Annotated in this window: 19 protein-coding genes; 8 read left to right on the forward strand and 11 right to left on the reverse strand. The window is 69.0% G+C overall.

What is annotated here, in order from left to right:
• Positions 1–5: 5 nt before the first annotated feature.
• Positions 6–623 (forward strand): HAD family hydrolase, encoded by a 618-nt coding sequence (locus tag ABH933_RS07955; RefSeq protein WP_429418754.1) that lies wholly within the window; start codon positions 6–8, stop codon positions 621–623.
• 174 nt (positions 624–797) lie between these two features.
• Here the strand turns inward: ABH933_RS07955 and ABH933_RS07960 are convergent, their stop codons facing one another.
• From ABH933_RS07960 to ABH933_RS07970, 3 genes are all read right to left on the reverse strand, one after another.
• Positions 798–1571 carry an ABC transporter permease gene (locus ABH933_RS07960; protein ID WP_429418756.1) on the reverse strand — a complete coding sequence of 258 codons (774 nt, stop codon included), beginning with the start codon at positions 1569–1571 and terminating at the stop codon, positions 798–800.
• Positions 1571–2533 carry an ATP-binding cassette domain-containing protein gene (locus tag ABH933_RS07965; RefSeq protein ID WP_429418758.1) on the reverse strand — a complete coding sequence of 321 codons (963 nt, stop codon included), beginning with the start codon at positions 2531–2533 and terminating at the stop codon, positions 1571–1573. Before ABH933_RS07965 ends, ABH933_RS07960 begins: the two co-directional genes overlap by 1 nt.
• 150 nt (positions 2534–2683) lie before the next feature.
• The gene (locus tag ABH933_RS07970) at positions 2684–3199 is read right to left on the reverse strand and encodes an EXLDI protein (RefSeq protein ID WP_429418760.1); all 516 of its coding nucleotides are present in this window, start codon (positions 3197–3199) and stop codon (positions 2684–2686) included.
• Positions 3200–3349: 150 nt separating this feature from the next.
• On the opposite strand from ABH933_RS07970, the gene ABH933_RS07975 reads away from it, so the two are divergent.
• The 5 genes from ABH933_RS07975 to ABH933_RS07995 all read left to right on the forward strand — a co-directional run bounded on the left by ABH933_RS07975 (position 3350) and on the right by ABH933_RS07995 (position 8437).
• Complete coding sequence (locus tag ABH933_RS07975) at positions 3350–5011, forward strand: thiamine pyrophosphate-binding protein (RefSeq protein WP_429418761.1); 1662 nt, start codon at positions 3350–3352, stop codon at positions 5009–5011.
• Positions 5008–5697, forward strand: a complete 690-nt coding sequence (locus ABH933_RS07980; RefSeq protein WP_308166852.1) for an SRPBCC family protein — start codon at positions 5008–5010, stop codon at positions 5695–5697. Before ABH933_RS07975 ends, ABH933_RS07980 begins: the two co-directional genes overlap by 4 nt.
• A gap of 11 nt (positions 5698–5708) precedes the next feature.
• Positions 5709–6749 (forward strand): 3-oxoacyl-ACP synthase III family protein, encoded by a 1041-nt coding sequence (locus tag ABH933_RS07985; protein ID WP_215922300.1) that lies wholly within the window; start codon positions 5709–5711, stop codon positions 6747–6749.
• On the forward strand, positions 6746–7879 hold the full coding sequence (locus ABH933_RS07990) for an aminotransferase class I/II-fold pyridoxal phosphate-dependent enzyme (protein ID WP_429418764.1): 1134 nt from the start codon (positions 6746–6748) through the stop codon (positions 7877–7879). The genes ABH933_RS07985 and ABH933_RS07990 overlap by 4 nt, the downstream gene beginning before the upstream one ends.
• A gap of 81 nt (positions 7880–7960) precedes the next feature.
• On the forward strand, positions 7961–8437 hold the full coding sequence (locus ABH933_RS07995; RefSeq protein ID WP_429418766.1) for a DUF1772 domain-containing protein: 477 nt from the start codon (positions 7961–7963) through the stop codon (positions 8435–8437).
• 92 nt (positions 8438–8529) lie between these two features.
• On the opposite strand, the gene ABH933_RS08000 is transcribed toward ABH933_RS07995, so the two are convergent.
• From ABH933_RS08000 to ABH933_RS08010, 3 genes are all read right to left on the reverse strand, one after another.
• The gene (locus ABH933_RS08000; RefSeq protein ID WP_429418768.1) at positions 8530–9300 is read right to left on the reverse strand and encodes an anti-sigma factor family protein; all 771 of its coding nucleotides are present in this window, start codon (positions 9298–9300) and stop codon (positions 8530–8532) included.
• Positions 9297–9902, reverse strand: a complete 606-nt coding sequence (locus ABH933_RS08005; protein WP_429418769.1) for a sigma-70 family RNA polymerase sigma factor — start codon at positions 9900–9902, stop codon at positions 9297–9299. The genes ABH933_RS08000 and ABH933_RS08005 overlap by 4 nt, the downstream gene beginning before the upstream one ends.
• 72 nt (positions 9903–9974) lie before the next feature.
• Positions 9975–10589: a YqgE/AlgH family protein gene (locus ABH933_RS08010; RefSeq protein WP_429418771.1), complete on the reverse strand. Its 615-nt coding sequence runs from the start codon at positions 10587–10589 to the stop codon at positions 9975–9977.
• Positions 10590–10751: 162 nt separating this feature from the next.
• Here ABH933_RS08010 and ABH933_RS08015 point away from each other — a divergent pair, with 162 nt between their 5' ends.
• A complete protein-coding gene (locus ABH933_RS08015; RefSeq protein ID WP_429418773.1) occupies positions 10752–11513 on the forward strand; it encodes a lysophospholipid acyltransferase family protein in 762 nt (253 codons plus the stop codon).
• 23 nt (positions 11514–11536) lie between these two features.
• Here the strand turns inward: ABH933_RS08015 and ABH933_RS08020 are convergent, their stop codons facing one another.
• Genes ABH933_RS08020 through ABH933_RS08030 form a run of 3 tightly spaced genes read right to left on the reverse strand, consistent with a single transcriptional unit; the run spans position 11537 to position 12955 of the window.
• Positions 11537–11854 (reverse strand): GNAT family N-acetyltransferase, encoded by a 318-nt coding sequence (locus ABH933_RS08020; RefSeq protein ID WP_429418774.1) that lies wholly within the window; start codon positions 11852–11854, stop codon positions 11537–11539.
• Positions 11855–11899: 45 nt separating this feature from the next.
• The gene (aroQ, locus tag ABH933_RS08025) at positions 11900–12331 is read right to left on the reverse strand and encodes a type II 3-dehydroquinate dehydratase (RefSeq protein ID WP_429418776.1); all 432 of its coding nucleotides are present in this window, start codon (positions 12329–12331) and stop codon (positions 11900–11902) included.
• A 24-nt stretch (positions 12332–12355) separates the two neighbouring features.
• Positions 12356–12955: a hypothetical protein gene (locus ABH933_RS08030; protein WP_429418778.1), complete on the reverse strand. Its 600-nt coding sequence runs from the start codon at positions 12953–12955 to the stop codon at positions 12356–12358.
• A gap of 345 nt (positions 12956–13300) precedes the next feature.
• Between ABH933_RS08030 and ABH933_RS08035 the strand changes: the two genes are divergently transcribed.
• Positions 13301–14911 (forward strand): NTF2-like N-terminal transpeptidase domain-containing protein, encoded by a 1611-nt coding sequence (locus ABH933_RS08035; protein WP_429418780.1) that lies wholly within the window; start codon positions 13301–13303, stop codon positions 14909–14911.
• 38 nt (positions 14912–14949) lie between these two features.
• Here the strand turns inward: ABH933_RS08035 and ABH933_RS08040 are convergent, their stop codons facing one another.
• Both ABH933_RS08040 and ABH933_RS08045 read right to left on the reverse strand, forming a co-directional pair.
• The gene (locus ABH933_RS08040; protein ID WP_429418782.1) at positions 14950–15384 is read right to left on the reverse strand and encodes a DUF3054 domain-containing protein; all 435 of its coding nucleotides are present in this window, start codon (positions 15382–15384) and stop codon (positions 14950–14952) included.
• 54 nt (positions 15385–15438) lie between these two features.
• A complete protein-coding gene (locus tag ABH933_RS08045; RefSeq protein ID WP_429418784.1) occupies positions 15439–16620 on the reverse strand; it encodes a lysylphosphatidylglycerol synthase transmembrane domain-containing protein in 1182 nt (393 codons plus the stop codon).
• Between the last annotated feature and the right edge of the window lie 4 nt (positions 16621–16624).

A 16624-nucleotide genomic window follows, 5' to 3' on the forward strand; every position in this document is an offset into this window, starting at 1 on the left:
GCGATATGAGTCCCCGCACGCTGACGGTCGGCTTCGACCTGGATATGACGCTGATCGATTCCCGTCCCGGCATCCGCGACTGCTACCGGGCCCTGTCCGAACGCACCGGTGTCTACATCGACTGCGATCTGGCGGTCACCCGCCTGGGCCCGCCGCTCGAGCAGGAGATGGCGAACTGGTTCCCCGCCGCCGAGATCCCGGCCATGGTCGATCTCTATCGCGAGATGTACCCGGCCTACGCGATCACCGGAACGCTGGCCATGCCGGGTGCCCGCGCGGCGGTCGACGCCGTGCACGCCACCGGTGGCCGCGCGATCGTGGTCACCGCGAAGTTCGAGTCGAACGCCAAGCTGCATCTGAAGCACCTCGAGATCCCCGCGGATGTGGTCGTCGGGGATCTGTGGGCCGAGCGCAAGGCCGAGGCGCTGCGCGAGCACGGCGCCGGGATCTATGTCGGCGACCACACCGGTGACGTGCGCGGCGCACGTGCCGCCGAGGCATACTCCGTCGCGGTCGCCACGGGTCCGTGTGCTGCGCACGAGTTGCGGGACGCGGGGGCTGATGTCGTGCTGGCCGACCTCATCGCCTTCCCCGCCTGGATCGCCGCATACACGAAGTCCTGAACCGGTTGCGGCCGATTCGGCCGGAGCGGGTGGAATCTGCGGTGCGGTGCGGTGCCACGTCCGGCGTGCGCTCCACATACCTCGCGCGGTGGCAGAGCTGGACGCCTCCGATGCGGCGCAACGGAATGCACGCGGACCCCGGGCGCTGGGAGCCCGGGGTCCGACGTGGGTTGCTCAGGCGGTCTTGCGGCGGAACAGCGACTTCGACCACAGGTAGCCGATCACCACGAACGCGACGCACCACGCGACCGCGATGATCCCGTTGTTGCCGATGTGGGTGCCCATCAGCAGCCCGCGCACGGTCTCGGTCAGCGGGGTGAACGGCTGGTACTCCGCGAACTGGCGCACCCCGTTGGGCATGGTCCCGGTCGGCACCAGGCCGCTGCCCAGGAAGGGCAGGAACAGGATCGGGGTCGGTGTGTTGCTCGCGCCCTCCGGGGTGGAGGCGGCCAGGCCGAAGCCGACCCCGAGCCAGGCCAGGCCGAAGATCGCCAGCGCGATCAGGCCGAACGCGGCCAGCCATTCCAGGACGGTGGCGTGGGACCGGAACCCGATGAGGGCTCCCACGCCGACCATCAGTGCGGTGCCGAGCAGCCCCTGGATCACGGTGCCGAGCACCTGCCCGGTCAGGATCGAGGAGTGGGACATGTTCATGGTCCGGAAGCGGTTGACGATGCCCTTGGTCATGTCGGTGGCGATCGAGACGGCCACCCCGGCGACCAGGTATGCGGGGATCATCAGCATCATGCCGGGCACGATGTAGTCGATGTACTTCTCACCGGCCAGCGCCTTGCCCAGCGCGCCGCCGAAGATGTAGTTGAAGACCAGCAGCAGGATCACCGGCATCACGATCACGCCGATGGTCATGCCCGGATAACGCTTGGCGTGCACCAGATTACGGCGCAGCATCGTGCCGGTGTCGGCGACGGCGTAGGTCATCGTGCTCATTATGCGGTTTCCTTTGCGGGAACGGGGGTTTGCGCCACCGGCTGCCCGGTGAGGGAGAGGAAGACGTCGTCGAGGTCGGCGGTGTGCACCGCCAGGCCATCGGGTTCGATGCCGGCGAGATCGAGCCGATCCAGCACGGCTCGAAGCGATTTCACAGATCCGTCGCTGGGCACCGCGAGGGTGAGCTCGTCGGCGACGCCGCCCAGCGCGTTCGCGGCCGCGCGCACGTCCGCCTGCTCGGTGAAGCTGAGCCGGATGTGCCCGCCCGGCACCATCCGCTTGAGCTGATCCGGCGTGCCCTGCGCGACGATGCGGCCGTGGTCCAGCACCGCGATCCGGTTCGCGAGCTCGTCGGCCTCCTCCAGGTACTGGGTGGTCAGGAAGATGGTGACCCCGCTCGCGACCAGGCCGCGGATGATGTCCCACATGCTGCGGCGGCTGCGCGGGTCCAGGCCGGTGGTGGGCTCGTCCAGGAAGATGATGCTCGGCTCGCCGACCAGCGTCATGGCCAGATCCAGGCGCCTGGTCATGCCGCCGGAATAGCTGCTGGCCACCTTGTCCGCCGCCTCCGCCAGGTCGAACTGCTCGAGCAGGTGTTGCGCGACGCGCCGGCTCTCCCCGCGCGGCAGGCGGTGCAGATTGCCCATCAGCAGCAGGTTCTCCCGGCCGGTGAGCAGCTCGTCGACCGCGGAGAACTGGCCGGTGACGCCGATCGCGGCGCGCACCTGATCGGGCTGGGCGGCGACATCGTGGCCGCCCACCCGGATATCGCCGCCGTCGGCGCCGATCAGCGTGGACAGGATCTGCACGGTGGTGGTCTTGCCCGCGCCGTTGGGGCCGAGCAGGGAGAAGATCGTGCCCCGGGGCACGGTCAGGTCGATGCCGTCGAGCACGACCTGCTCTCCGTAGGATTTCCGCAGGCCGGAGACCGAAATGGCCGGCATGCGCGAGACGTCGGTCATGACTACCTTTCATCAAATAATGGTTATGAATGCATGAATCGACTGAGCCGTGACCGCTGGTTTCCGCGGTCAAGGTGGTCGGGTGCCTGGATGGCTGGATGAAGTTGTGGATGGGGCGGCGATCTGCCCGTCACCGCCCCGCGGCGGCCGTCAGATGTCGAGATCCTCGATCGTCGGGCGGTCGGCGATGCCGGCCACCCGCGCGTAGGCGTTGTCGGGAATCCTCCCCTTCAGATCGGTGACGGAGTCGTAGATGTCCATCGTGAAGTCGCCCCAGTCCGGATCGCCGACGCCGAGCATGCGGCGCCAGTTGGTGATGTCCTTGATCCAGTTGGTCTCGGTGGGATACTCCGACCACTTGGACTTCTGGGTGTACAGCACGTACTTGCCCTTGCGGCTGAGGTAGACGCGGGCGAGGTTGAAGCTCTTGTCGCCGTAGTCGTGCCAGTCGTGCAGCAGCCGGCCCGAGAAACGGACCTGGCGGATGCCGTTGTGGCCGACCTTCAGGACCACCTCCTCGTAGCCTGCCTGGCGGCCCTCCTCGAGTTCGATGAACCGGCGCAGCGCCGTGACGATCGCGCCCGACAGATTGCCGCCGACCAGCTCCTGGGCTCGTGCGAACAGGGGTAGATCGTCATCGGAGACATATACGGTCTTGTTGGGCATGCCTTCACTATAAGTAGATGTATACGTACACGCAAGAGTCGGGTTGTGACGTGTGGAACCGCGGTGAACCGTGGGGCCGGGTTACTCGTAATTCCGATTGTGAGCGGCTACCCGACGGACCCGCTCGACGCCCCACAGGAAGGAGCGCCGATGCCCGCGAGAGCGGTGGACTATCTGGTGCAGGCCGTCGAGGCACTCGGTGTGCGACACGTGTTCGGCGTGGACGGAGCCAACATCGAGGATCTCTACGATGCGATCTTCGAGCATCCCGGCGAGCTGACGGGGGTGGTGGCCAAGCACGAGTTCTCCGCGGCCACGATGGCCGACGGCTATGCCAGGGTCACCGGTGACCTCGGGGTGATGGCGGCGACCTCCGGCGGCGGCGCCATGAATCTCGTTGCCGGACTGGCGGAGTCGTTTGCCTCCCGGGTGCCGGTGCTGGCTCTGGTCGGGCAGGCGCCCACCGGAGCCGCGGGCAAGGGTGCCTTCCAGGACTCCAGCGGACTGGCCGGAAACTTCGATGCCGCAAGACTTTTCGCGCCGATCACCCGATACTGCGCGCGGGTGGAATCGGCAGGGGAGCTGCCGGATCTGCTGCATCGGGCCGTCATTGCGGCGCGCGGCGGCGGCCCGGCGGTGTTGTTGCTGCCCAAGGATATTCAGCAGGCTCCGCTGGAGCCGGTGACGCCGTTCGCGCCACTGCCCGCGGTCCGGGTCCGGGACGTGGCGGGGATCGCCCGGGTGCGGTCGGCGCTGCGCGCGGCGAGCGCCACCGGCAAGATCGCGCTGATCGCGGGCGATCAGGTGGCCCGCGACGGCGCCCGCGCCGAGCTGCTGCAACTGGCCGCCGCGCTCGATGCCGCGGTCGGCGTGGCGCCGGACGCCAAGGATGTCTATCACCACGACGACCCCGGCTTCTGCGGCGTGGCGGGCACCATGGGGCATCCGGAACTCGTTGACGCCGTGCGCCGCTCGGCGCTGTGCCTGCTGGTCGGTACGCGCATGCCGGTCACCGCGCGCACCGGGCTGGACGAGGCGCTGGCCCACACCACCGTGGCCAGCCTGAGCGCCGAGCCGCCCTACCTGGACACCGTGCACGCCACCAGTACCGATCTGGCCGCCGACCTCACCGAGCTGGCCGCGACGTTCGAGATCCCGGCTCCGGCTCCGGCCCCGCCCACCGCGGAGCGCGAGCTCACCCGACTGCCGGTGCCCGACGCCACGGGGCCCGGCCTGCGTTATCGCGACATCGTCGAAACCCTCAATGCCGCAATCGAACCCGGTGCCGATGTCTTCGCCGATGCCGGGAACACCGGCGCCGCGGTCGTGCATCACCTGCGGCTGCCGCGCGCGGGCCGATTCGTGGTCGCGTTGGGCATGGGCGGGATGGGGTATGCGTTCGGCGCCGGAATCGGCTCGGCCTTCGCCCGCGCGCGCCGGACCTTCGTCGTAGCCGGCGACGGTGCGTTCTTCATGCACGGCATGGAGATCCACACGGCCATCGAGTATCGACTGCCCGTGACCTTCCTGGTGTTCAACAACAACGCGCACGCCATGTGCATCACGCGCGAGCAGATCTACTACGGAGACCGCTACAGCTTCAACAGGTTTCAGCCCGCACACCTCGGCGCCGGGGTGGGCGCGATGTTCCCGGGGCTGCCCGCATACTCGCCCGGCAGCGTCGAGGAGCTGGCCCACGCCCTGCGGTCCTGCATGGACGGTGATGGGCCGTCCTTCATTTCGATCGAGTGCGATCCCGACGAAATACCGCCGTTCAGTCCGTTTCTGTCCGAACCAAGGAGGCATCCGTGACCATCAGCTCCGCGAGCACGCCCAGCCAGCAGTCCCCGCCCCTCCCGGCGCTCACCGACATCCCCACCGGCGGCATACCGGGAATCCTGCGGATCGAGAACTCCGACCGGGAGGCCACCACGCCGATCATCATGGACATGCTGCGCTCGGTCTACCCGCACGACCAGGTATTCGGCGAGTTCTGCCCGGTGCAGACCTATATCGACGCGCCGCCGCGCGAGGTGTACGAGTACATGGCCGACACCCGCTGCCTCGAGGAGTGGACCTACAGCCTGCGCGGATTCACCGAAACCGAGGAGCCGGGGCTCTGGCTGGCCTATGACCGGCTGGGCCCGGAGACCAAGATCTTCACCCGGACCGTCGCGCATCCGGACGCGATGACCGTCGACTATCACTGCGCCTGGGATCAGGGCGAGCACCTGTGGATGATCTACCTGATGCGGGTGATCGACGCGCAGGTGGTGTTCAACAAGCCGGGTTCGGTTGTGCTGTGGGTGAATTGCCATCATCCCTTCTACGACGAGAACCCGTACCCCGAGGCGGCCCCGCCCAAGCGGCCGGTGTGGGTCGGCGATTTCTGGGAGATGTTCTCCGCCGGCCACCAGCTCGAGCTCGACAACCTCAAGGCGATCTGCGAGTACCGTGCCGCGCACGGCCTGCCGATCACGCCCGACTGGATGAAGTGAGAGGCAGCGCAATGGATTTCACCGACCCTGGACTGTCGCGACCGCCGGTCAGCCTGATCGACGTGGCCTCCTACCTGCCGGGCGAGCCGGTGGGCACCGAGTACTTCACGCCCTACATGCGCTCGGATCGGATGGCCAAGAACGTGATGTTCCGCTCGCCCAAGGCGCGTCATCACGTGGATCGCGACGAGACGGCCATGGACATGGTGGCCCGCGCGGTCGAGCCGCTGATCGAACGGCATGGGGCACAGGCCGTTTCCGGCGTCGATGTGCTGCTGACCCATTCCCAGCTGCCCTACAACCCGATCGTGGGCTGCGGGCCCGAGGTGGCGCGCCGGCTGGGTATGCGCCCGGGCTGGGTGCTGGACATCCAGACCGGCGGCTGCGCCGCCTTCGTCTACATGATGAGCCTGGCGCGAATGATCCTGCAGACCACCGATGCCCGCTCGGCGCTGATCGCCACGATCGCGAACACCGCGGGCCCGGTGTTCACCCACCCCGACATTCGCAAGCTCGCCCAGGCGCCGGTGCCCGGGGACGGTTGCGGTGTGGGACTGCTGGTGAAGAACAACGACGCGCCGATCCTGGACGTCGAGTGCCGCACCTATCCGGAGTTCGCGGGCGACATGGACTTCAACACCGGATCCGAGCGCAAGTGGTGGGAGCCCGGCGAGGGACAGGGCTGCGTCAGCTTCAGCGAATCCAAGATCACCAAGGTGTTCGCGCGCGGCAATCGCCTCGTGCCCGAGGTGGCGCTCGAGGTCTGCGCGCGAATCGGGGTGAAGGGCCGCGACATCGACACCTTCGTCACGAATCAGCCGAACCGGCTGTTCTTGCGCAACTGGCACGACGCGCTGGAATTGCCCGCGGAACGCCACCCGGACACCTTCGATCGCTGCGGAAACCTCTTCGGCGCGGGCATTCCCGTCACACTCGACGCCGAGAACCAGGCCGGACGGCTGCGTAACGGCTCGGTCGTGCTGATGTCTGCCTTCGCGCACGCGGGCGACTTCGCCGGCGCGGCGGCGGTGCGCTGGGGAGCGGCGCGATGAATGGCCCGGCCTCGGTGCGGGGTAGGCAACACCCCGCACCGACCGGGCAGCTGGAGGTGCCGCAGCGCGCGCCCGGCACCGTGCGATTCGACCTGACCCTGAGCGAAAATCCGTTCCCCCCACTGCCTTCGGTGACCGAGGCGCTCACTCGCACGCTGGCGCACTCGAATCGCTATCCCGAATTCCTGCCGCAGCGGCTGCCGCGGCTGATCGCCGGGCACCTGGGCGTCGATCCGGATCAGGTGGTGGTCGGGGCGGGCGCGACCGGGGTGGTGTTCCAGATCATGCAGACCCTCGCCGCACCCGGGGACGCCATGGTGTGCGCCACGCCCACCTTCGACGGCTATCCGATCATGGCCGCCATGGCGGGGCTGGAAACCGTTGCGGTGCCGCTGGATTCGTCCGGCAGGCAGGATCTGTGGGGGATGGCGCGGGCTATCGGCGAGCGCACGTCGCTGGTGGCCGTGTGCCGGCCGCACAATCCGACCGGCACCGTCGTCGCGGCGAGCGAGCTGAAGGCCTTCCTGTTCGGCGTGCCCCGGCACATTCCGGTGATCCTGGACGAGGCCTATGCCGAATTCCTCGGCGCCGCGGACAGCCTGGATCCGGTCGAACTCAGCGCCCGGTATCCGAATCTGCTGGTGTTGCGGACCTTTTCCAAGGCGTACGGTCTGGCGGGGCTGCGCATCGGATACGCATTCGGCGACCGGGAGCTGGTGCGCCGGGTGCGGCGGCTGCAGCTGCCGTTCGGCACGCCCGAGACGGCCCTGACGGCGGTGGCGGCGTCGTATGCGGCCTCGGCGGAGTTGCACGACCGCGTGCTGCGGATCACCACCCGGCGGGAACTGCTTCGGGCGACGTTGCGCGGCAACGGGATCCGGGTACCGCGCAGTCACGCCAACTTCCTGTATCTGCCCGGTCCCGACATCGCCGCGCGGCTGGCCCGCGCCGGCATCGCGGCCAAGGTGTATCCCGACGGCAGCGCCCGCATCGCGGTCGGCGACCCGGCGGCGGACCGAGCGGTGCAGCTGGCGCTGCGCCCCAGGATGCCCGATCGGGCGCGGTGTGAGGACACGGGCGTGTGGTCGTCGACGGTGCGGTCGGAGGGCTCGGGCCAACTCGAAATCTAGCAGCGCTAGACAACCTAGTCTAAGTACTGTTATCGTTGCTCCAACACCTAGCGTTGCTAGATATGGAGTAGGAGACAACAGATGCTCACCACCATCGCCCAGGTCCTGGCCACTCTCGCCGTGCTCGGCAACGGCATCGTCTACGGCACCGACGTCGTTGCCGGGCTGGTCACGCGCTCGGTCAACCGGCAGCTCGACGACCGGACCATGACGATCGCGGCGGGCTGGGGGCACTACTACGCCGACCGCCGCATGCCCTTCGCGGGGGCGGGCGGCGTGGTCACGACCGTGCTGACGGTGGTGCTGGCGGCCATCGCGGGCCACGGTGCGGCCGCGATCACGGCGGGCGTCGCCCTGGCCGCGCTGCTGATCTGGCTCGGCATCTACACCCGGGTCGCCAAGCCCATCAACACCGCTCAGACCGCCGCCGCGCGGTCCGGCATCATCCCGGACAATGCCCGCGCACTGCAGAACTCGTGGGAGGCGGTGCTCGGATACCGGATCGCGCTGCAGACCATCGCGGTCGCCGGTCTGTGCGCCGCGATCGCGCTGCTCTGAACCTGGCGAACATCGAGCTCGGCACGGCAACACACCGCGTGCATCCCGAAAGGCATACCCGCCCTTCGGGATTCGCTCGTATCCGGGCGAACTCAGAGCGTACTGCTGAGAACGACCTGACCGGTTTGCTCCGACCGAAGCTGGACCGTGCGGATCTGATCCGGCGGCACCGCGGTGGTGCCGTCGGGAGTCACGGTCTGGCCCGGATGCACGGTCCACTGCGCGAGCTTGGACTGGGTGCCGTCGTTGTGGATCACCCACAGCGCGCCCTGCCAGGTGTAGTCCGTATCGGACGGCGCGTAGGTGCACGACATCTCGACCCGGGTTCCGTCCCCCACCGCGACCAGCCGGACGCTCGCGGTGATCGGCGTGCTCGCCACCGGATCCAGCTGCCGTTCGGCGACAACGTGTTCCGCGATCACGGGGGCGGCCCGCTCGCTGAACGCCGCGGTCACCGGGATCGCGATCGCGACCGCAGCGGCGGCCGCGGCCACCGCGCCGCCGACCGCGAGCCAGCGCCCTCGCCGGCGCCTGCCGCGGGTCCGCGCGGCCAGCCGCGGCAGCAGTTCCGTGGGAGGCTCGGTGACTCCTGGCCCGCCCGCATCGGGTGCAGTCCCGGCGGGTGCCGGATCCACCAGCGACAGCGCGACATCCGTGTCGACCTGCCCGAGCAGCCCGGGCAGCACCGCGAGCTCGGCCACCGCGGTCCGGCAGGACGGGCACTGTTCCATATGAGCCTCGTAGCGCAGCCGTTCCGCGCGGCCGAGGGCGCCGAGGACATACGGCGCATCCCATGTCGCGAACTCGTCCGCCTCGTCCGGCGTGACCGTTCCACCCGCGCCGCCGCGGGGGACGTCCGTCACTTCGTCACCCCCATCTCCTGTAGTGCCGAGCGCAACGCGCGCATCCCGTAGTGCATGCGGGACTTCACGGTGCCCTCGGGTATCGCCAATTCCGTCGCGATCTGCTGAGTCGACAGGCCGCGGTAGTACGCGCGCACGATCACCGACCGGTGGTCGAGGCTCAACCGCGCCAGCGCATCGGCGATCAGCCAGCTGTCCAACGCCCGCTCCGCCTGATCCGGGCCGGCCCGCTCGGGCGGGTTGTCGGTGCCGAACTCACGCCGGTGCCGGGCGCTGCGATGCTCGTCGACGGCCATGTTGCGGGCGACGGTGAACAGCCAGGCCCGCGCCGACGCGGTGGACTGATCGAGCACGTTCGGACGCTGCCACGCGCGCAGCAGGGCCTCCTGCACGATGTCCTCGGCCCGGCCCGCATCGCCGACCAGGCTATAGGTGTACCGCCACAGGGCCGCCGAATGCTGGTCGTACAGGACGCGCAGCAGCTCTGCCTGATCCTCGGGCGTCCCCTGCGGTACCGGGGGGACGGCGCCGCGCGAGGACTGAGTGGTGCTACCGGAGCCGATCGAGGCGCCGTCGCTGGGCGTGCGAGGTGAGTTCGCCACGAACTCACCCGAACGAGCGCCCGGGCGGGGGCGCGGGCGCGGATGTCATGGCCACACTAGGTATATACGTGGTCAATTGCGCTCTAGTTCGATCGGATGGGTCGCCAGTAGCGACAGCGGCAGGGGCTGGCGGCGCAGGATCTCTGCCCACAGGTCCGTTCGCCGCGCGATGGGATCCGTCGGCAGCGCCGACAACACGATCCAATCGCCACGCTCGAGTTCGCCCTCGAGCTGACCGAAGGTCCAGCCGGCATACCCGGCGAAGATGCGGATGCCCTCCACCAGCGGCGCGATCACGTCCGGATCCGAGTCCAGATCCAGCAGCGCCACCCGGCCGTCGACCCGGCGCAGGCCGTCCAGCCGGTTGATCGCGGTGCCGACCCGCACGGTGGTCAGGCAGAGGGCGGCCTGACGCTTCACCGGGCCGCCCACGTACAGCGCGCGCGGCGCGGCCGCCAGCTCGGCCCACTGCGGCAGCACATCTCGCACGGCCGTATCGCTGGGGCGGTTGATCACGACACCGAGGCTGCCCGCGTCGTTGTGTTCCACGATGTACACCACGGTGCGGCGGAATGCGGGCTCGGTGAGCTCGGTCGCCGAGACCAGCAGGGAGCCGGGCCGCACCACCTGATCCTCGTGCTGGAATTCGCGTCGGGAGCGGTCGCCATGTTCCTCTGCGCGTGCCACCCCGCAATCATCGCACCGGAAGCCCCCTCGCGCCGCATATATCGCCGTCGCTTCGCCTCGGCGGGGCGCGCGATGTGCGCGGGACCACCGACGATCCGTTGTGGGTGCGTCGGTGCGCGGCAGCCGTGGACGCCGGTGATCGCTGCCCTTAGGGTGGGGCGCATGGATCGGCCCGAGGTGGACCTGAGCAACAACCAGCACGTCTACGACTTCTATCGGGAGCACCGTCAACGCCGATTGCAGGCGTGGGGTGCGTATGCGTTGCTGGCGCGCAGGTACCGTCCGCGGATCGGTTACGCGCCCGGCGCGCGCGAGCGGCTGCGGGATTTGATATCCCAGCGCCGGCCCCTGCTGATCGTGATCAACCATCTGTCGCAACAGGATCCCTACACCGTTGCCGCCGCGGCCTGGCGCAGCACCCTGCGGCCGGTCATCGGGCGCACCCGGGTGCTGGCCAAGGACGAGCTGTTCCTCGAGCCGGAGCTGCGCCGCCGCATCGACATGATGGGGGGGATTCCCGTGTTCCGCGGTAAGGATCACGGATTGCGCGCGGTGAACGCGGCGGGCCAGCTGATGATCGACATCTGCGCCGAGCGGATGGCCCGCGGCGACGGCATCGCGATCTTCCCCGAGGGCACCTGCAACGACGTCGATCCCGGCCAGGTGCAGGCGGTCGGCAGCGGGGTCGGGCACATCGCCTTCCGGGCGATGAAGCTCGGCGCCCGGCCGGCCCTGGTCAGCCTCGGTCTCAGCTACGGCCCCCGCGCCGATCCGGCCGTGGAACCGACCAAGGCCGAGGCGTTTTCGGCCAGTTTCCATTTCGGCGTTCCGGTACCGGAACTCCCGGCGCGGCCGGCCGAGGTCGCGCGGCTCGTGCGCACCGAGCTGCAGCGGGCGCTGGACGGCGCGGTCGCCGCGTACTGACCCGACCGGCGCCGCCGCGCCGGTCACTGCGGCAGCCCGAACCGCTCGCGCGCCCACGCGGGCACCAGCGCCACGTATTCGGGCCGCGACTCGATGAAATGGCGCACCATCGGGCACATCGGCAGACTGCCGAAGGCCTGGTCCCGGGTGGTGTCCAGGGCGGCCTGCACGAGCCGGCGCCCGTAGCCCTGGCCGCCGAACTCCGGGTAGATCTCGGTGTGCACGAAGGCCCGTTCGGACGCGGTGTCCTGATACTCCGCGATGCCCGCGAGCTTCCCGTCGACGGACAACTCGAACCGATTCAGGGCGGTGTTGTCGCGAACCTCCGGGTTCGATGCCATTTTCCCAGCGTAAGCGGTGTGGTTGCGGGATGGTGGGATTGCGGCTCAGCGGGTACTGAGGAATTCGATGGCCGCGGCGTAGCCCTGGATGCCCATGCCCGCGATGACGGCGGTGGCGATGGGGGAGATGTAGGAGTGGTGCCGGAATTCCTCGCGGGCATGCACATTGGAGATGTGCACCTCGACGATCGGCACCTCGGGGATGACCAGGGCGTCGCGCAGCGCCACCGAGGTGTGGGTGAGCCCGCCCGGATTGATCACGATCGCGGACTCGGCGCCGCGGGCGGCGTGGATCCGATCGATCAGCGCCCCCTCGGAATTCGACTGGAACGCGACGATCTCGCGGTCGAATCGCGCCGCGGTCTTGCGGCACAGCTCCACGACGTCGTCGAGGGTGTCCGAGCCGTAGACCTCGGGTTGCCGGGTGCCCAGCATGTTCAGGTTCGGTCCGTTGAGCACGAGGATCGGCGCTGCCATGCTGGACACCCTAGCCGTGGCGGCCTACAGACCGCGCGGGCCTTCCGCTCTGAGGTCGTCGACCTTGGTCATCGCCTCGCGCAGTTCCGCGAGCCATTCCTCGGCGTGCTTGCCGGCCAGCTTCACCGTCCAGGCCAGCGCGTCGGACCGGGAGCGGGCCACGCCGGCGTCGACGAGCGTGTCCAGCACCTTGCGCTCGGACTGACGCAGCCGGGTCATGACCGGAACGGCCTGATGGGTGAACAGGATTCGCTCGTCGCCGAGCTGCACGCCCCAGGAGACCGCGCGGCCGAAGCGGGCCTGCGCCTCCTGCGCGATCTGCATGCGCGCCGGGCGGGTGGACTCGCGGAAGCGCGCGATCTGCCCCTCCTGGGTGGCGCGCGGAATCTTCGCGGTGGGCGCCTCGGCGTCCGCCGGTTGCTCCGCATCGGCCGGCGCCTCCGGGCGGAGCGTGCCGACCACGACGATCTCGTCGCGATCGATGTCGACCGTCGGTGTGCCGCTGAACCATTCGCGCGGCAATCTGCCAGCGAACCAGTCCGGCGCCTCGGCGGCGTCCGGCAGGTCGGCCTGCTGCCACCCGCCGGGGCGCCCGAACCCGTGTCCTCTTTGTCCGTGTCTCATGGGCTTACCTCACTTGCCTTGAAGCGTTGTAACACTGATTACAAGATTACGCCCAAATGCCTCCGCGGAATTCCGCTGGTGGAGAACAGACTCGGGACTATCGAATGGTGAACACGGATCAGGAATCCGTAGCCGGTGCGACGGAAGTCGCGAATCGGGCACTATTGTGGTCGCTGAGCATGGAGAATGCGGACGGTCCCGCGACGGCACCGCCGATCAACTCCTCGGGTACGGTTGGCCGTGTTGCTGGAGTGACAAGAGTGAAGAGTGGGCGATATGGATGTGAGGGGATCCCGCCGCATTCGGGTTAAGGGTGCAGCGGCAATCGCTGGGGCTGTCGTCCTGGTGGTCACGTTGGGGTCGTGTGGCAGTGACAGCACCCCGACGGACCCGCACGGCATCGTCGATCGATTCACCGAGCTGCTGAACGACAAGGACGCGACGGGGGCGGCGGACCTGACCTCCTACCCCGGTGGCGCCGCGGCTTCGCTGAAGCAGATCTTCGGCGGGCTCAACTCCGGCAAACCCGATTACCAGGTCGCCCAGTACATCGGGCTGGACGCGACGACATCCATGTTCAATCTCAAGGCGGACTGGAACTTCGGGCCCGGCAAGGACTGGACCTTCGACCTGCAGGGCAGCATCCGCAAGCTCGCGATCGGCTGGCGGATTTCCTGGGATCCGACCGTGGTGATGCCGCAGCTGGACAACACCCGCTCGGTCAAGCTGGTCCGCACCGATGCCACTCCGGCGCCCAAGGTCGACGACAACACCGGCGCGCCGCTGATGACCCAGCGGAATATCAACGTCATCACGCTCGATCCGGCCAAGACGCCGGATCCGGTCGCCTCCACCAATGCCCTCGCCGACGCCATCTCCCCGGTCGCGCCGCTGATCACCGGTCCCTCACTGCTGCAGCAACTCTCGGCCTCGCAGGGCAAGCCCATCACCGCGGTCTCCCTGCGCGACGACGATTTCGCGATCCTGCAGCCCCGGATGGCGCCGATTCCCGGCGTCGTCATGCTGCAGCAGCCGCAGCTGGTCGTCGCCGATCGCCGGGTCTGGTCGCCGCTGACCGACGCGTACAAGAAGGTGTGGCAGGACAATCGGAACGCGCACGCCGGCTGGGGTGTGCAGCTGTTCGGGTCGGACGGCAAGTTCATCTCCCAGCTGGCCGGGCAGCAGGGCCCGCCGGGGCCCGATATCGCCGCCACCATGGACCAGAAGCTGCAGCGCGCGGCGGAGGACGCGGTCGTCAGCGTCGGCACCGCGGCCTCGATCGTGGCCATCCAGCCGTCCACGGGTGCGGTCGTCGCGGCCGCACAGAACAATCAGGCCAGCGCGCAGGGCTCGCCCGCTTTTACCGACCCCTATCCGGCCGGTAGCAATATGGACCTGTTCAAGGCGGCCGCGGTCATCCTGAAAAACAAGGCGCCGCAAGATGTTTCGGTGAAGGACGCGGCCGAGGCGGCCACCCGCCTGGGCGTCGGCATCGGATTCCAGGTGCCCGGCCTCGACGAGACCACCGGCCGGGTGCCGATCACCGGACCCGGTGTCGAACAGGTGAAGGACGGCGGATCGGACCCGATCCTGGCCAGCACCTTCGGCATGGCGATCGCGGCGGCCAGCATCTCGCACGGCGCGCTGACGCCGCCCCAGATCGAGATCGGCCGCCCGGCCACGACCAAGGCCCAGCTCTCGCAGCTACCCGGGGCGGTCGTCGACAAACTGCGCGCGATGCTGCGTGATTCGGCGGCCGACGGTCCCGACCTGGCGAGCCTGCGCCGCTACGCGGGCGTCAATGCGTTCGCCGCGACCGCGGGCACCAGCGGCTGGCTGATCGGGAACATGGGCGATCTGGCCTTCGCCATCCACATCGACGATGTCGACAGCGGCGACGCGACCGCGCGCATGGCCACCCGCATGCTGCAGTCGCTCGCGACCCCGGACAGCTGACCGCGCAGCGCTATTCGTGACGCGCCGCGCCCTTGCGGCTATTCGGGACGCGCCGTGCCCTTGCGCGAGACCCCACCGCGCCGCCGGATCACCAGCCACAGCGCCCGCCAGCCCAGCAGGAACAACCCCAGCACCGACGCGGCGACGACGATGAAACTGAACTCGACGCCCTGACCGCTGACCACGCGCAGCACCATGCCCCCGATCAGGGTGACCAGCCAGGCCGAGACGCCCGCGGGCCAGAGCGCCCCGGCATCGAATTCCGCTAGCACCGGGGTGAATTGGTGTTCGCTCTCGCCCTGGGCGTGGATCACCAGCGCCACCACCCAGCCGAGCAGCAGCCCGACCGCGAAGGGCCACAGCGTGCGGAACAACCCCGCGCTGATCACGGCCTCGTGGTGGCTGTTGCGCCCGATTACGCAGAACACGATCACCAGCACGGCATCGATCACGTACGGCACCAGTCTCTTCACCTCATGAACAGTAGCGCCCGGCCCGTGCGAATCGGGCGCACCCGGAACCCGGGGCTACGCGGGATCCGGCCCGGCGGAGGGCTGCGGCGGACCGTCGGAGTCGTCCGGACCGTCCGGAGACGGTTGCGGTTCACCGCGATACCGTCGTTCGGGCAGCATCGATCGTTGCTCGAACTCCTGTTCCAGCTCCGCGTCGCCGGCCTGCGTGCCGCGGAACAGGAACGCGAACACGATCCAGCCGATGATCGCCACCAGAATCAGGCTGACGAGGCGGTACAGGCCCGCAACCGCGACCGCCTGGGCGAACGGCAGCCCCGCGACGGCGGTGAGACTGTAGATGAGAGTGGCATCGACGGTGCCGATCCCGCCCGGCGCGAACGGGACGCTGCCGACCGCCTTGCCCACGCTGAACACGACCATCAGCGCGGCCAGTCGCGGGTGTGCGCCCACCGAGTAGCAGGCCGCCGCCAAGCAGGCTACGTCGGCGAGGCGGTGCATCAGCGCCCACACCACGACCAGCGCACCGTCCCGGCGGTTCAGGTCCACCGCCTCGAGCTGGTGCAGGATCTCGTCGACCTTGTCCATCCCGGCCTCGTCCGGATGCCGCCGGATGCGGTTGACCAGGTGCACGATTCGGCGCAGCAGCGACCGCAGCGATCCGGGATTGCCCGAGGTGTAGTTCCCGGCCACCACCAGCAGGATCAGCGCGCCCAGCGACAGCGCGACCTTCCAGATCCCGACCCGATCGCCGACCAGTACCGCGCCGCCGACGCCGAGCAGCGCCAGGCCCGCGGCCGCCACCACGCCCGATATCACCAGCTGCCAGGAGGCCACGATCGGGCTGGCGCCCCAGCGCCGGGTCTGGCGGTAGGTGAACGCCGCGGAGAACACCTGCCCGGCTGGCAGCGTCACCGCCATCGCGGTCGCGCCGTAGACGGCCGACACCGAGCGGCGCTGGCTCACCTGGACCCCGCCCGCATGCAGCAGCTGCTTCTGGATCCGGCCGAATCCGCTCATGGAGATCGCCTGGGTGACGATGCACGCCGCGAGCCAGCCCCAGTGGATGCTGGTGAGATTGCGCCAGGATTCGTGCAGGCGCGGGTAGAGGTAGATGCCCTCGGCGATCAGCAGTGCCGAGACGGCGACGCCGAGCACCCATCTCAACCACCAGAACCGGCGCCGACTCGATGCCGGGGGCGGCTCGGATTGGCCGGCCGGTTCGCCATGAGCCGTCACAGGG

Source organism: Nocardia sp. GP40, assembly GCF_050434125.1.
In the GTDB taxonomy this organism is placed as follows: domain Bacteria; phylum Actinomycetota; class Actinomycetes; order Mycobacteriales; family Mycobacteriaceae; genus Nocardia; species Nocardia albiluteola.

Excerpts from the sequence above, each read along its gene's own strand:
- ABH933_RS07970 (WP_429418760.1), bottom strand. The coding sequence starts at position 3,199 with ATGCCCAACAAGACCGTATATGTCTCCGATGACGATCTACCCCTGTTC.
- ABH933_RS07990 (WP_429418764.1), top strand. The coding sequence starts at position 6,746 with ATGAATGGCCCGGCCTCGGTGCGGGGTAGGCAACACCCCGCACCGACC.
- aroQ (WP_429418776.1), bottom strand. The coding sequence starts at position 12,331 with ATGGCAGCGCCGATCCTCGTGCTCAACGGACCGAACCTGAACATGCTG.
- ABH933_RS07955 (WP_429418754.1), top strand. The coding sequence starts at position 6 with ATGAGTCCCCGCACGCTGACGGTCGGCTTCGACCTGGATATGACGCTG.
- ABH933_RS08030 (WP_429418778.1), bottom strand. The coding sequence starts at position 12,955 with ATGAGACACGGACAAAGAGGACACGGGTTCGGGCGCCCCGGCGGGTGG.
- ABH933_RS07995 (WP_429418766.1), top strand. The coding sequence starts at position 7,961 with ATGCTCACCACCATCGCCCAGGTCCTGGCCACTCTCGCCGTGCTCGGC.
- ABH933_RS07965 (WP_429418758.1), bottom strand. The coding sequence starts at position 2,533 with ATGACCGACGTCTCGCGCATGCCGGCCATTTCGGTCTCCGGCCTGCGG.
- ABH933_RS07975 (WP_429418761.1), top strand. The coding sequence starts at position 3,350 with ATGCCCGCGAGAGCGGTGGACTATCTGGTGCAGGCCGTCGAGGCACTC.
- ABH933_RS08015 (WP_429418773.1), top strand. The coding sequence starts at position 10,752 with ATGGATCGGCCCGAGGTGGACCTGAGCAACAACCAGCACGTCTACGAC.
- ABH933_RS07985 (WP_215922300.1), top strand. The coding sequence starts at position 5,709 with ATGGATTTCACCGACCCTGGACTGTCGCGACCGCCGGTCAGCCTGATC.
- ABH933_RS08020 (WP_429418774.1), bottom strand. The coding sequence starts at position 11,854 with ATGGCATCGAACCCGGAGGTTCGCGACAACACCGCCCTGAATCGGTTC.
- ABH933_RS07960 (WP_429418756.1), bottom strand. The coding sequence starts at position 1,571 with ATGAGCACGATGACCTACGCCGTCGCCGACACCGGCACGATGCTGCGC.